This window comes from Alicyclobacillus hesperidum subsp. aegles, from assembly GCF_027923525.1.
Lineage (GTDB): Bacteria > Bacillota > Bacilli > Alicyclobacillales > Alicyclobacillaceae > Alicyclobacillus > Alicyclobacillus aegles.
The window spans coordinates 259,076-272,864 of the sequence record NZ_BSBJ01000005.1; the positions used below are offsets into that span (position 1 = coordinate 259,076).

The window sequence follows — 13,789 nt, forward strand, 5'->3', positions numbered from 1 at the left end:
TTACGGTTGCAGTCGATCGCGCAGCCGTTTTACTTCATAAGCCACGCGCTCTGTATCGATGGCGAGCGGCTCGCCGTTTTGCACAATCATTTCACCTGCTACAAACACGTCGCGCACATCCTCGGCTCCCACGGCATACACGACGTCAGACAGCAAGTTGTGTTGCGGTAGCATGCGCGGAGATTTCCCGTCGAGCAGCACCATATCGCATGGCGAGCCGACCCGCAAGGCGCCGGCGCCTTGGGTTTGAAAACAAGCGGCTGCTCCCATTTCCGAAGCCATGCGGAAAGCCGTAGCCGCGTTGACGCATTGGGCATCTTCATGGATGCCCTTGTGAAGTGTCGCGGCCAGGCGCATTTCTTCAAACATATCCAGGTTATTGTTGCTCGCTGCCCCATCCGTACCAAGTCCCACAATCAAACCCCGCTCGAGCATTCTTGGCAATGGTGCCACGCCAGAGCCAAGCTTCAAGTTGCTCTGCGGATTATGTGCGACGTGTACGGCGTTTGCTCGCATAATCTCAATATCGTCGTCAGTCACGTGAACGCAATGCGCGGCAAGCGTAGGTACCCGAAACAATCCTGCACGCTCGGCGAGCGCAATCGGGGTTAAACCTGTTTTTGCTAAACATTCGTCGACTTCAACCCGCGTCTCCGACAGGTGGATCTGCAAGCCCACACCCAGTTCCGACGCAAGCTCGGCAATCTCGTGCAAATAGTCTTCCGGACAGGTGTACGGTGCGTGCGGGCCCAGCGTAACCTGAATGCGGCCATCACAAGCCCCATGCCAATTCGCGACGAAATCGCGACTACGCCGAATACCGTTTTCGCGATCCGCTTCATCGAGGCCGACGACACCAACTGACAGTACGCCGCGCATACCAGATTCGGCCACAGCCTGCGCCGCTCGATCCATCATCATATACATGTCGGTGTACGTCGTCGTACCCGAGGTCAGCATTTCCCAACTGGCAAGCAGCGTTCCCCAGTAGATGCACTCCTCCGTTAAGCGCGCCTCGATCGGGAAAATCCGATCGTGTAACCAGGACATCAGCGGCATGTCGTCGCCAGCCCCGCGCAGCAGGGTCATCGCCGCGTGACCGTGCGTATTGACCAGCCCCGGAATCGCCACGCGATCACCTTTTCGTACATAGCGATCTACGCGCTGCCCTGGCTTTGGCACATACGGACCGACCCCGATTTCGCGTATGATACCATCTTCGACAACAAAGTGTACCGGTTCGGTATACACCGTGTCGGCGTCAATGACAGCCTTGCCCACTTCGATCACGGTGACGATTGGTCGTGTCATATTCTATAGCTCCCTTGTGACAATCGCTCCTCTTATCGACAATCGCCTGCGGCGATTTCGGTGAGCGACTCTATGTATGGTGGTTTGGCCACACCCCACTCGGTGATGATGCCCGTGATCAGCTCCCCTGGGGTGACGTCAAAAGCCAGGTGCCGCGCGGAAGCACCATTTGGTGCAATTGGACGACCGAATATATGCGTTACTTCATTTGCGTGCCGCTCTTCAATCGGAATGTCCTGCCCTGTCGCGGTTGCCAGGTCGAGCGTCGTGGTCGGAGCCGCGACGTAGAATGGGATGCCATGGTACTGTGCAAGGACGGCCAGCGTATAGGTGCCAATCTTATTCGCCGTATCGCCGTTGCGTGCAATTCTATCCGCGCCGACCACCACCGCGTCGACCCATCCTTGCGCCATCGCGTATCCTGCTGTGGAATCGGTGATGATATCGAACGGAATTCCTTCTTCTGCGAGTTCGTACGCCGTCAACCGAGCACCCTGCAGGTATGGGCGCGTTTCATCGACATAGACGTGGCGCAGTATGCCCCGCTCATGTAACGCCCGGATCACGCCGAGAGCCGTTCCATACTCGACGGTGGCCAACGATCCCGTATTACAGTGTGTGAGGATGCGCCCCCCATGTTGCGCGATCACGTCGGCGCCGAACGCACCAATGCGGCGGTTGGTCGCTACGTCGGCGTCGGCAATTGCCACCGCCTTGGCATACAACGCATCAGCTATTGCATCATCTGCGGTCTGTTCGAGAACGGCCAGCATGGCGTCGAGCGCCTGTGCCAAATTCACAGCCGTCGGACGCGCCGAACGCAACCGTGTCGCCGCGGCATGCAGTTTTTCGCGCAACTGTGGATCTCCTTGCAAACGGCGTGCTTCTGCGGCCAATCCAAACGCCGCAGCCGCGCCGATGGCAGGCGCACCGCGCACCTTCATGTCGCGAATGGCGGCCGCGACCTCGTCCGCGGATGTGAACGTCTCCCAAACTGATTCGTGGGGCAGTTTGGTTTGATCAAGCAGTTCGACCTGCCCCTGAGCCCACCGAATTGCTCTCATTGGCCGTCCTCCCCGACGAGCGGCAGCTGACCACCAACGGCGTGCTGACAAGCACACGTTCGGTCTCCTGTGTCATTTGCAATCCATGTCAAGAACAACTGGCGAATCTGATCGACATTCGCTCGCATAGAGGCTACCACTTCTTCGTGCGTCAACGGCTGTCCTGCAAATCCGGCAGCCCAATTTGTCACCATGCATACGGTGGCATAGCACAACTCAGCTTCCTTTGCGAGCACCGCTTCCGGCATGCTCGTCATGCCGACGAGGTCTCCGCCAAAGCGCGCATACATGCCGATTTCCGCTTTCGTTTCAAAACGCGGGCCTTCGGAGCACACGTAAACGCCACCGTGATGCACGGCGATACCGAGCTGTCCCGCTACATCTCGTAGACCATGGCGCAAGCGTGCGCAGTATGGATCCGACACGTCGACGTGAACGACCGGCCCTTCGTCGAAAAACGTCGAAATTCTTCCCTTCGTCATGTCGATTGCATCGTCGACAATGACCAAATTTCCCGGGCGAAAGCGACGATTCAAAGAACCGACAGCTGCCGTCGCCAAGACCTGCTCGACGCCAAGTTGTTTTAAGGCCATGATGTTGGCGCGGTAGTTCACGCGGTGAGGCGGCGTATTGTGTTTCGTGCCATGGCGAGCCAAAAACGCAATCTGTTTGCCTTGGTATTCTCCGATGGTCGCAAGCGCATCGCCGTAAGGCGTATGTATCGTCGTTTGTTCGGCGTTTGCCAAATCGCCGGCCTGGTAGACGCCGGTGCCGCCGATGATGGCGTATTTGATAGACATGTAGGGTCACTCCTCACATTTCCTGTCCACGATTATACTTGAGCAAAGTCATCTTGTCGTCATCGTTGACTGTTTAACATCTTAGCGATCGTCGCGGCGCTGGCTGGTGCGACCGCTTCGGTCATCAAATCGCCGAACTCTGCGACACGCGCAGGCACGTTGCGAATGGTGAAATCCTGAGGTAGACAACCGCCCTCCAACTCGCTCCAGTGAATAGGTGTCGATACCGTTGCCAAAGGTGTCGCCCGCACGCTGTATGCAGCAATGAGCGTTCGCGTGGGACCATGCTGAGGGGCATCGACATACACCTTGTCTCCCCTTTCTTTGATCAATCTCGCCGTCGTCGCGATACGTGGCCAACGCCCCTCGACGTACCGCGCAACAAATCGGACGATGCGCCGCGAATCCTCATAAGCTATCGGTTCCAAAAGTGGTACAAATACCTGCAAACCAGATGCGCCAGAGGTTTTGACCACGCTTGGCAAAGCAAGTTCCGACAAGGTATCGCGCACGTAGAACGCCGTTTTTCGTACCTTCTCAAAATCCGATGTATCGCTCGGGTCGAGATCGAAGGACAAAACGCGGGGCCTAGGATCGGATATGGGATGCAATTCGGCGTGGAACTCGATGGTGCCCAGATTGGCATAAAACAACAATGTAGCGACATCTTCGATCACGATTTCCCGCTTGCCACCCTCCACTTCGCGATACGGGATGTACGAGGGTGCCCCCGAAGGCACGTGTCGCTGGTAAAAACGGTGCCCGGCAATGCCGTCGGGACAGCGGACGAGTGTAATCCTGCGATCCCGCAAGTGACTGAGCAGATACGGCGCCATTTGGACAAGATATTCGAGATAAGCCAGCTTTGTGGCAGGCGGATCGGTGAATAATAGTTTGTCGGGATGTGTGATACGCACCGGCGCTTCGGCCTCTAAAATGAGCGGTTGCACATTCGTCTTCCTCCTCGCACGCCATAGCGTGCCCCCCATCTTTCTGTCCAAACAGTCGCGAAAGGGGTCAACGTTTATGGAACTTTTTCGACCGTTCGAGCCTGTGCAGACCGATACGCTACCAACCGGGAGCAACTGGATTGGTCAAGTCAAATGGGATGGTGTGCGCATCGTTGCCCATGCCCGGGAGGGACAAGTGAACTTGGTGAACCGCCACGGTCGAGACCGCACCAAGGCGTATCCGGAACTCGTCGACGCCCTGGCGCCACTTGCTCGCCAAGGCTGTATCCTCGACGGCGAGGTCGTCGCCTTCGCCCGCGGCAAGCCGTCGTTTTACCGCGTTTTGCAGCGCGATCGGGCGCGCCATTCTGCCAATGTTCAGGTACTCTGCAGTCAGTTGCCCATCGTCTACATGGTCTTTGACATCGTTTGGGCCAGAGGACGTCCCTTGCACGACTTGCCTTTTGCAGACAGACAGGAGCATTTGACCACCATCCTTAAGGAGAACGAGTTTGTCCGCCTTGTCACGTGCGAGCCCGACACCGAAAGTTTGTGGCGTGCCGTTTGTGATATCGGCATGGAAGGGATTGTTGTCAAGGACGTAACGAGCACATATCAGTTTGGCGGGAAGGACCGGCGTTGGCAGAAACGCAAACACCGCCGCAATGCGGCGGCCGTCATCGGTGGCGTGGCAGTGAAAGATGGACAATACAGCGCCCTATTGCTCGGCGTTTACGACGTACGTGGACAGCTGCAATATATTGGTCGCACAGGCGCGGGCGCTTTGGGCACTCGGCAATGGGTCGAGCTGATGCAACAAGCTCTTGCTCATTCCTCGACAAGCTGTCCATTTGCGCATTTGCCGGCGCGTATGCCACGCGAGGTCATCTGGACGATGCCCGTCATTTCTGTAAAGGTTTCGTTTCTCGAATGGACCCCAGATGGCACACTGCGCCAGCCTTTGCTTGAGGGCGTACTCGAAATCGATCCTGAGATGTGCACGATGAATGGCGCAGACACATAGTAATGCCGATTTTCGGGGTCTGCAAACAAAAAACCGACATGCTGTCGTGCATGCCGGTCGTTGCAACGCTGGCGTTAGGAAGTCTTGCGCTTCTTGCGCTTTGTGTCGGGAGCGGATTTTTGCGCCATCTTGATGCTTTTTTGCAGGGCTTCCATAAGGCTGATGACATCTGCTGACGCGGGTGCCGCTGCAGGTGCCTGCACAACGGCATCCTCGTGGGCGCGCTTTTGCTCGACGAGTTGCTCGATGGCGAGTCTGCGCTCGTCGACAAACTGCGCCGGATCGAACGGTTTGGCGAGTTGATCGATGAGTTGGACGGCAACTTTAAGCTCTTCCTCGGCGACCGGCACGGGATCGCCCGCATAGGGCAGTTCCGCCCGCGAGCGGATATCCTGTGGCCAGACGAGCGAGTGTGCAACAAGCGTGTCGTCGACAACGCGAATGCATGCCATAGCTTCAGTTGCGCGCAAGACCATCTTGGCGATGGCCACTTTGCTCGTGTCACGCAGGGCCGCGACGAGCAGTGCGTACGCTTTGCGACCGTTGGCCTCAGGCGCCAAGTAGTAGGATGCATCGAAATACAGTGGATCAATTTCTGCTGCACTCGCGAATTGCACGATATCAATGGTTTGCGATCGCGCCTTTTCCAGTACAGCCAGTTCTTCTTCTTCGACCACGACGAACTGACCTTTGGCATACTCAAAGCCCTTGACGATGTCGGCAGCCTCGACGTCTACCTGGCAAACTGGGCAGCGCTTTTGGTACGCAATCGGCGATTTACACGCTTTGTGCAACTGCCGAAAGTGAATGCTCTGCGACTCGGTGGCCTTGTACATGCGCACAGGCACATTGACGAGGCCAAAGCTGATGGAGCCGCGCCACATCGTATGCATGCCATCACCTCCGGACAAACCGTCCCCACCTGTCCCTAGCTTGATTGACGGGCGGATCGAATATGCTTATCCGTCGCTGAAGATGATCCCAAAAACGCCTCAATCTGCGTTAGAATGTCCCGTTCTGGTGCGACGATAGGCCTGATCCCGGGCAGTGACTGGACAAAAGCGGAGCCGTAGCGCTGCGTGACCAAGCGCTTGTCATAGACCACGACGACGCCCTTATCCTGACGCGTCCGGATGAGGCGGCCAAAGCCCTGGCGAAAGCGCACGACGGCTTCCGGCAAGCTCGACACCCAAAATGGACTGCCTCCTGTTTGCTCGATCTTTTCGTGGCGCGCCTGTGTAACCGGATGGGTCGGCGGTGCAAACGGCAGGCGAACGATGACCAACGTCGTCAACTGGTCGCCGGGCAAGTCGATACCTTCCCAAAATGACTGGGCACCAAACATGACACTCTCGGGTTGATTGCGAAAAGCCTCCAGGATGGCTGCACGACTTCCATCGACATCCTGTGCAAACAACTGCATGCCTGCCTGACGCAAGGGTTGCCGCAATACATGGGCGGTCTCCTTCAACATTTGATGACTTGTAAACAAGGCGAGGAGTCTACCGCGGCTGACGCGCGCCAGTTGCAAAAGCGAGTCGCCCAGCCACAAAGCCGCTTCTTCCGCAGCCATCTTGGCGAGTTCAGGAACGTCGCTTGGCACGCACAAGCGAGCCTGTGTGCCATAATGAAATGGCGATGCCACCGATGCACTAAGCAAGTTGCCGGCGGTAGCTGCCGCAGTCAATCCGAGTTGCCGCGTCACGTAGTCGAAACTGCCGCGTACCGACAATGTGGCCGACGTCAAAATGACGCGATCGAGCGGATCAAACAAGGCTTTTTGCAGTGTTTCGGCGACATCGATGGGGGCTTTATGAACGCTCCAACGCGGGCGCATTGTGCCCCGGCGCTCGACCCATGTCACCATACCAGGCAACTCTTCCACTGTACTCGCAAGCAGCCGTACACTGTCTAGCCAAGTTCCAAGAAATCCTGCGGCGTCGACGATGCGCCCTGCCTCGTCGTCGGTCGCCGCACCCTTGGCAAGCTCCTGCAAGGTTTGGCGTAGACGCTCGAGGCCGGCAAGAGGAACCTCAGCCTCTTCCAGGACTCGCACAAACCCTCGGTAGGCGTCTGTCTCCAGCCATTCTGCTGTCAAGCGAAACTCCGATTTGCCCTCAGGCACGAGCGATCCGACCTGCGCAAACGCGGCATCGACCGCCTGCTGCACGACCTCGACCCATTCACTGGCGAGCTGTAATTTTTCGACGATACCGCCAGGCGTCGTGTGCGACTCAGCCAGGCGGTTCGCCAACTCCGGAAGTACCCCATGTTTACCGCGATCGCGCGTGAGCCGGTGCGCAAGCGCCGCTAGCTGCGCACTGTGCACCTCACTGCCAAGGTGCGATGTCGCCTGCTCCTCGAGATGGTGGGCCTCGTCGACAACCAACGCGCTATACTTTGGCAACACCCTGTGGTCGGCTTTTAAGTCGGACATCAACAGCGAGTGATTCGTCACGACAACGTGTGCATCCTGTGCGGCTGTCTTGGCGCGAAAATAATAGCAAGGGTGGAAAAAGGGGCACCGTTTGTTGATACACGACTCCGTCTCGCTTTGTACGCGTGCCCAAATGTTGCTCGGCACCGAACTTGCGGAAAGGTTTTCGCGAGTGCCGTCCTTGGTTTCGGTGAGCCACACAAGCAACGACATCAGGCTCTCGATTTCGTTTTGCGGACTGACAAATGTCAATAAAGATGACTCTGTCCGCACCTTGCGCAGGCACACGTAGTTGCGCCTGCCCTTTTGCACGGCGAGGCGGAGCGTGCCGCCAAATAAACGTTGCAGCGTCGGGAAATCGCGCCGCTCAATCTGATCCTGTAAGGCGATCGTGTGCGTGCTGACGACGACAGGTTCACCACGGGTCACCGCATACATGGCCGCAGGTACGAGGTACGCCATCGACTTGCCGGTGCCAGTTCCGGCTTCGACCAAGGCGTGCTTGCCCTCGGCGAAGGCCTGGCTGACCTTCTCCAACATCTCAAGCTGTCCCTTGCGCGGTTCGTAGCCGTCGAGAATTTGACTCAGCAAACCGCCCGGCCCGAGCAATGCCCGCGCGCGCTCCGCTATCTCTTCCACGCGCAATGCTTCAAGTGGAGAGCTTGGTACTCGCAGATCCGCGTTTCCTTCCGCACTCGGTCGCGTAAAGGCGAGACCGTCGCGCTCGACAATGTTGTCGTGCTCAGAGGCCGCATTCGTTTTCACGCTTTGCATGACGGCGTGGAACCAATCTGCAGTGGCAGGCGAGTACAGCGCGGCCATCTGAGTTAACCGCTCGAGCACCGAAATGGGCAATTTCTGCGCCTTCTCGGCCAAACGCACGAACAATTTGGCCGTAGCTTCTGCGTCTGCCAAGGCCCTGTGCGCAGACGTTTGAGCAATCGCTAAGCGGCGTGCTAAATATTCCAGGCGGTGACTGTGCAGGCGTGGGGCCAAAACGCGTCCTAGGTTCAGGGTGCAAATCCCATCTCCAGAAGCCAACGAATATCCGACCTGTTCGCACTTGCGTTGTAAAAAGGCTCGGTCAAAGGCCAGGTTATGTGCGACCATAGGCATTTCGCCAATAAACGCCAACAGCGCCGGGATGACATCCGTCAACCCCGGCGCCTGTTCGACCATAGCCATCGAAATTCCCGTCAATTCCTCGATGTCAGGCGGTATCGGCCGCGATGGGCGAACAAACGTCTGGTACCTGTCGACGATCTCGCCATCCACGAGCCGCACAGCGCCAATTTCAACAATGTCGTCGACGACCGGATCGAGTCCAGTCGTTTCGATGTCGACCACTACATAATCCACGTTGGGCCTTCACCCCAAATCCGTGAGTTCAAGTTCCTCACTCCATTGTAGCAAACGGACTTGGGCTTGGACACAACATTTAAAGGCTTGGCACTGATTGCTGTTTTGTCGGAACCTCTCCAATGAAGAGATCTTTTTCACGTGCCAACATCTGTTGATAGCGGCGAGCGAGCATCCGTGACGCGGCGTGTGATGACGCCGCAGCCTGTCCGAGAAACTCTTCGGCTTCCTCGAACCGCCCCCGACGCATCGCGAGACGCCCTGCAAGCAGGGCAACCACCGGCGGCACATCATGGCTCTGAGCGAGTTGTCTTTGCACGATGACTTCTGCCCGCGCTTCATTTCCTTGCAAGTACAAACACACGGCGAGCAGTGTCGCCGCGTCGGCGCGGTTTTGTTCAAGTGTCAAACACTGTTTACATAGGGTAGTAGCGCGCCCAATATTGCCTGCGGCAAAGGCGCACAGAGCCAGTACATAATAACCAGTGGCAAAGACGGCCGGATTGTGTAAACACCGCTGTGCCAAGTTGGCGGCATCTTGGCTTCGCCCCGCGGCAATCAGCAACGAGGCGGCCAATTGTACATGGTGCGCAGACTCTGTAGCCGCCATGGCGACGCTCGAACAAAGGTCTCCGGCACCTTCGCGATCGCCAGCCATCAATGTCGCGAGGGCAAGGCCAAGCAACGCCTCCGCCTCTTTCCGACGTTGATACGCGCGGAGAAAACAACGCTGAGCCATCGCCCACTGGCGAAGCCGAAGGTGGCAAACGCCGAGGTTGTACCACACATCCACCCTGTCGGCATCGGAGTCTAGAAGATCGAATAACCGATCGATGGCCGCATGCCAATCTCGTTTGGCCGCGGCCAATTGCACGCCAACCTCCAGCACCGCTTGCCGTTCAATGGCATCGGATGCCCGTTGCGAAGCCTCCGCCAGCATCCTCTCGGCTTCCTGCAAGCGACCGTTTGCCAGATGGCTCAGCGCAAGATAGATGCGCGTGCCTGCAGATTCGTCACCCTCTTGTGTAACCGCTTTGCCGAACGCCTGCGCAGCCTGTTCGTACATGTGCAGGTCGTAGTAGGCGAGGCCCTTGCGCAGTTCGCACGCGTTTGCGAATTGCCACACGGCGAGATCGTCCGCTATGGCCATGCCGTCGAACCAACTACCGCTATCTGTGGTCGACTCCTGTAGGCTCAACTCGGCATACGTTTGTTCAATCAACTCGTCTAATTCCATCCACGCGTCAAGCGCCTGATTGGCCAACTCGCGCAAAGACCCTAAAGTATCGACCAATTGCTCGCGCTGTTGCCCCGTTGCCGCCGGCAGCAAAGCCCGCAACTCACCGACCGCCTGAACAATCGCATCAAACTCCACATATTGCACAGATCTTCCCCCTTGTTCCGCTCTGCCTAGCGTCTGTCAAGGGGCACCAATTATGCACAAACCCTGCTTCGGGATCACCGTAGCTTCTCGCTACCCGAGAACAACACCTCGCCACTATGAAGTTGCCGCACATTCCCATCGGCAAGCTCGACGAGCAGGCTTCCCTGGTCATCGACATCGACGGCTTTGCCACGGACAATTTCGTTGCCAATCGCCACCTCGACGTCGCGACCGATGGTTTGACAGTGTGCTAGCCACTCGCGGCGGACGCTTGCAAACCCTTCACCCGTCGCAAGCCTCCGGTACAATCTGTCTAGCTCCGTCAAAATCGCCGCCAGCACGCGCGGTCGTTCAAGGGCAAAGCCGCAAGCACTCAAGATAGTCGTCGCGCGGTGGCGAATCTCCTCGGGCAGCTGTTCTTCTGAAAAGTTGGCGTTGATGCCGATGCCAATCACAGCGTGATCGACCCATTCGCCATCGGCTCGCATCTGCGCAAGAATGCCACAAACCTTTTTCCCGGCCACCAAAATGTCGTTGGGCCATTTGATCTCCGCAGAAACGCCGCTTTCCGCCAGTGCGCGCCACACCGCAAGACTGGCGAGCAACGTCAGATCGGGTGCCTGATGAAGCGCACACGGTTGGCGAACGAGCACGCTAAACCACATGCCACCCCGCGGCGAAACCCAAGCGCGCTCGCGCCTTCCCTTGCCCCCAGTCTGCACGGCGGCCGTGACAACCGAACCGTGTGGCAGGCCCTGCGCAGCCCACTCCAGTGCGGTGACATTTGTCGATGCACGTTCGGCCGCCCAGAACAACGGTCGCCCTAATGAAGCTGTGAGCGGTAAATGGGGCTCGACGAGCGGAGCCATCAGTTCGTCCGGAATGGTAACCGCACGATAGCCCACGCGAGGTGAGGCTGCAAAGGCAAACCCCACCTGCTCAAGGGCTTTGATCTGTTTCCAGACAGCCGTGCGCGAAAGCCCAAGGGCATGACTCAATTCCTCCCCCGAGACGGGACCTGTGGCTTCAGTAAACAGCGCAATCAAGCGATCTCGCACGGGATTTTCGTCGAAGTTCATGACTCCTCCCCCTTTTCCCCATGCAGCCGCACAAGTTCGCGAGCTGCCAGCGCCATGAGCGCATCGCGCGTATTGGCGACTTCACGAGCGAGCACTGCATCGCGCAGAATCGTCAACAGACGCCCAATGTCTTTGCCATTGGCACCAAGCGCCTGCATCTCTCGGCCACTCACGGCGAGATCGGCCAGGGTCCACAGCGGCTGCTGTTCGATGGCACGCCATGCACCGCGGACGACTTCGGGCGTATCGGCAAACAACCAGGCGCATGCGCGGGCAGCCTCTTGTGCAATCTCGCGATCGGTGGCAAACAGATCGGTGACAGACCAACTTTGCGTGGAATCGCATGCGAGTCGTTGGATCAGTGTCGTAGCGGCGCGCAACCACAGCGCCTGCCGTCGCCCTAGCGCAAACTGCAACGCCAAGTGGTACGCGTGTTGGGGGCCGCCGTCGATCATGGCGTACCAGAGCGCGAGCGCGGACAGACCAGTCGGTGGCGGGGTATCCACCTGCATCGGGCGATATTGTTGGCGAATCGCTGCGACAGCTATCGGCAACAGGGCAAGCGGGCCACCAATCGTTTGCCAAAGCGGACAACCTGTTAAAAGCTCGATTCGCCGATACCAATTCCCTTCGGTGAGCCGCAACAGCTCCTGGCCAATCCGCTCTTTGGCCACCGGGCGAATGGCATCGCATACCTCCCAGAGAGCAGCTTTCGTCGCAGGGGCGAGATCGAGATCATAGGTCACCGCAAAACGCAATGCGCGCATCAGACGCAGCCCATCTTCGCGAAAGCGCCGCTGCGGATCGCCGACACAGGCCAAGCGACCGCGTTGCAAGTCGCTGCGCCCTCCGAACGGATCGACCAACTCGCCATCCATGGTGAGCGCCATTGCGTTCATGGTAAAGTCGCGCCGCGCGAGATCCGATTCCAAGCGGCTTTCGAACACGACATATTGCGGATGCCTGCCGTCCAGATAGGGCCCATCGGAACGAAACGTCGTCACTTCAATCCAACCGTCTTCGGTGCCAACTGCCACCGTGCCATGGCGAATCCCCGTGTCAATCGTGCGGGCAAAGAGACGTTTAATCTCCTCCGGCCGGGCATTCGTCGCGACATCGAGATCGTGCGGGGAGCGTCCCAACACGATGTCGCGCACTGCCCCTCCTACCAGATAACTGTCGTGTCCGGCGGCGGCAAGGGCCTTAAGGACCGGTTGTACGGCGGGGGGTACGGGCCATCGCCCATTTCTCATTGGCTACATACCTCGCGATAAAGTTGTTCGTACTCCGCAACCTTGTCCGCGATGTGAAAATGTTCTACGGCGCGCCTGCGTGAAGCCTCGGCGAACTGTCGATAGAGCGCGCCGTCCGTCAACAGTCGGACAGCGTGGGCGGCCATTTCCTCGACATCCCCAATCGGCGATAGAAATCCAGTTTGCCCGTGCAATACGACCTCCGGGATGCCGCCCGCGAACGTGCCGATCACTGGGATCTGGCATGCCATGGCTTCGAGCGCCACGAGCCCGAAACTTTCCTTCGAAGACGGCAACAGAAGCAAATCTGCCGCGGCGACAAGCGGCGCGACCTCGTCTTGTCTACCAAGAAAGTCCACCTTGTCGCCCAGGCGCAGACGTTCAACTTGGTTGCGCGCTTCGTTGTACTCCGGGCCTTCGCCGACCATCACGAGGCGAGCGGATACCTGTGTCTGCACACGCGCGAAGACGTCGATCACGTCTTGAATTCGCTTGACAGGCCGGAAGTTTGAAATATGTAAGAGCACACGCTCCCCTGGTCGCGCCAGTGATTTCCGGACCGATTGCCCACACTGGGGTTGAAAGACGTCCGGATCGATAAAGTTGTACACACAACGGATAGGCTTATTGGTCTCAAACAGCTCGCGCGTCTGCCCAATCAAACTCTCGCTAACGGCGGTCACCGCGTCGCTTCGCTCGATGCCGAGCTTAATGACCTGTTTAAGGCTCGTGTCCTGAGCCAGAACTGTCACATCGGTGCCGTGTAGTGTCGTGACAACCTTGGCCGGGTGGTGTGCCATTTCCTGTGCAAGGTGCGCACACACGGCAAACGGGAGAGCGTAGTGCGCATGCAGCACGTCCAAGTGATGCTCGTCAATAACCTTCGCCATCAAAGCGGCCAGGGAGAAATCGTATGGTGGTGTGCGCAAAACGGGATATGTGACGGTGTCCATCTGGTGTATGTAAACGTGCTCCACGAATGTGCCGAGCCGGAACGGCACATCGGTGACGATAAAATGAACCTCATGCCCGCGCTTGGCGAGAGCCTTGCCCAACTCCGTCGCAACGGCGCCGGATCCACCCACCGTCGGATAACAACTGATTCCGATCCGCACAAGTCTCCCCCCT

General features: G+C 58.0%; 11 protein-coding genes. 1 reads left to right on the forward strand and 10 read right to left on the reverse strand.

Going from position 1 to position 13,789, the window contains the following annotated elements:
• Genes QMF38_RS04085 through ligD form a run of 4 tightly spaced genes read right to left on the reverse strand, consistent with a single transcriptional unit; the run spans window position 1 to window position 4,125 of the window.
• Window positions 1-1,311, reverse strand: a complete 1,311-nt coding sequence (locus QMF38_RS04085) for an amidohydrolase (RefSeq protein WP_281758763.1) — start codon at window positions 1,309-1,311, stop codon at window positions 1-3.
• Between the two features lie 32 nt (window positions 1,312-1,343).
• Window positions 1,344-2,375 carry an S-methyl-5-thioribose-1-phosphate isomerase gene (mtnA, locus tag QMF38_RS04090; RefSeq protein WP_281758764.1) on the reverse strand — a complete coding sequence of 344 codons (1,032 nt, stop codon included), beginning with the start codon at window positions 2,373-2,375 and terminating at the stop codon, window positions 1,344-1,346.
• Entirely contained in the window at window positions 2,372-3,175 is an 804-nt protein-coding gene (gene mtnP / locus QMF38_RS04095; protein ID WP_198146672.1) for an S-methyl-5'-thioadenosine phosphorylase, read from the reverse strand. Before mtnP ends, mtnA begins: the two co-directional genes overlap by 4 nt.
• Before the next feature lie 59 nt (window positions 3,176-3,234).
• The gene (gene ligD, locus QMF38_RS04100; RefSeq protein WP_281758765.1) at window positions 3,235-4,125 is read right to left on the reverse strand and encodes a non-homologous end-joining DNA ligase; all 891 of its coding nucleotides are present in this window, start codon (window positions 4,123-4,125) and stop codon (window positions 3,235-3,237) included.
• A 76-nt stretch (window positions 4,126-4,201) separates the two neighbouring features.
• On the opposite strand from ligD, the gene QMF38_RS04105 reads away from it, so the two are divergent.
• Window positions 4,202-5,149 carry an ATP-dependent DNA ligase gene (locus QMF38_RS04105; RefSeq protein ID WP_281758766.1) on the forward strand — a complete coding sequence of 316 codons (948 nt, stop codon included), beginning with the start codon at window positions 4,202-4,204 and terminating at the stop codon, window positions 5,147-5,149.
• Window positions 5,150-5,223: 74 nt separating this feature from the next.
• Here QMF38_RS04105 and ku read toward each other — a convergent pair whose 3' ends face one another.
• The 6 genes from ku to bshA all read right to left on the reverse strand — a co-directional run bounded on the left by ku (window position 5,224) and on the right by bshA (window position 13,776).
• Window positions 5,224-6,042 (reverse strand): non-homologous end joining protein Ku, encoded by an 819-nt coding sequence (ku, locus tag QMF38_RS04110; RefSeq protein WP_281758767.1) that lies wholly within the window; start codon window positions 6,040-6,042, stop codon window positions 5,224-5,226.
• 35 nt (window positions 6,043-6,077) lie between these two features.
• A complete protein-coding gene (gene dinG, locus QMF38_RS04115) occupies window positions 6,078-8,945 on the reverse strand; it encodes an ATP-dependent DNA helicase DinG (RefSeq protein WP_281758768.1) in 2,868 nt (955 codons plus the stop codon).
• 79 nt (window positions 8,946-9,024) lie between these two features.
• Complete coding sequence (locus QMF38_RS04120) at window positions 9,025-10,329, reverse strand: tetratricopeptide repeat protein (RefSeq protein WP_281758769.1); 1,305 nt, start codon at window positions 10,327-10,329, stop codon at window positions 9,025-9,027.
• A 74-nt stretch (window positions 10,330-10,403) separates the two neighbouring features.
• Window positions 10,404-11,408, reverse strand: coding sequence for a biotin--[acetyl-CoA-carboxylase] ligase (locus tag QMF38_RS04125; RefSeq protein ID WP_281758770.1), 1,005 nt, complete (start codon window positions 11,406-11,408; stop codon window positions 10,404-10,406).
• Window positions 11,405-12,661 carry a CCA tRNA nucleotidyltransferase gene (locus QMF38_RS04130; protein ID WP_281758771.1) on the reverse strand — a complete coding sequence of 419 codons (1,257 nt, stop codon included), beginning with the start codon at window positions 12,659-12,661 and terminating at the stop codon, window positions 11,405-11,407. Before QMF38_RS04130 ends, QMF38_RS04125 begins: the two co-directional genes overlap by 4 nt.
• A complete protein-coding gene (gene bshA, locus QMF38_RS04135) occupies window positions 12,658-13,776 on the reverse strand; it encodes an N-acetyl-alpha-D-glucosaminyl L-malate synthase BshA (RefSeq protein ID WP_281758772.1) in 1,119 nt (372 codons plus the stop codon). The genes QMF38_RS04130 and bshA overlap by 4 nt, the downstream gene beginning before the upstream one ends.
• Window positions 13,777-13,789: the final 13 nt, after the last annotated feature.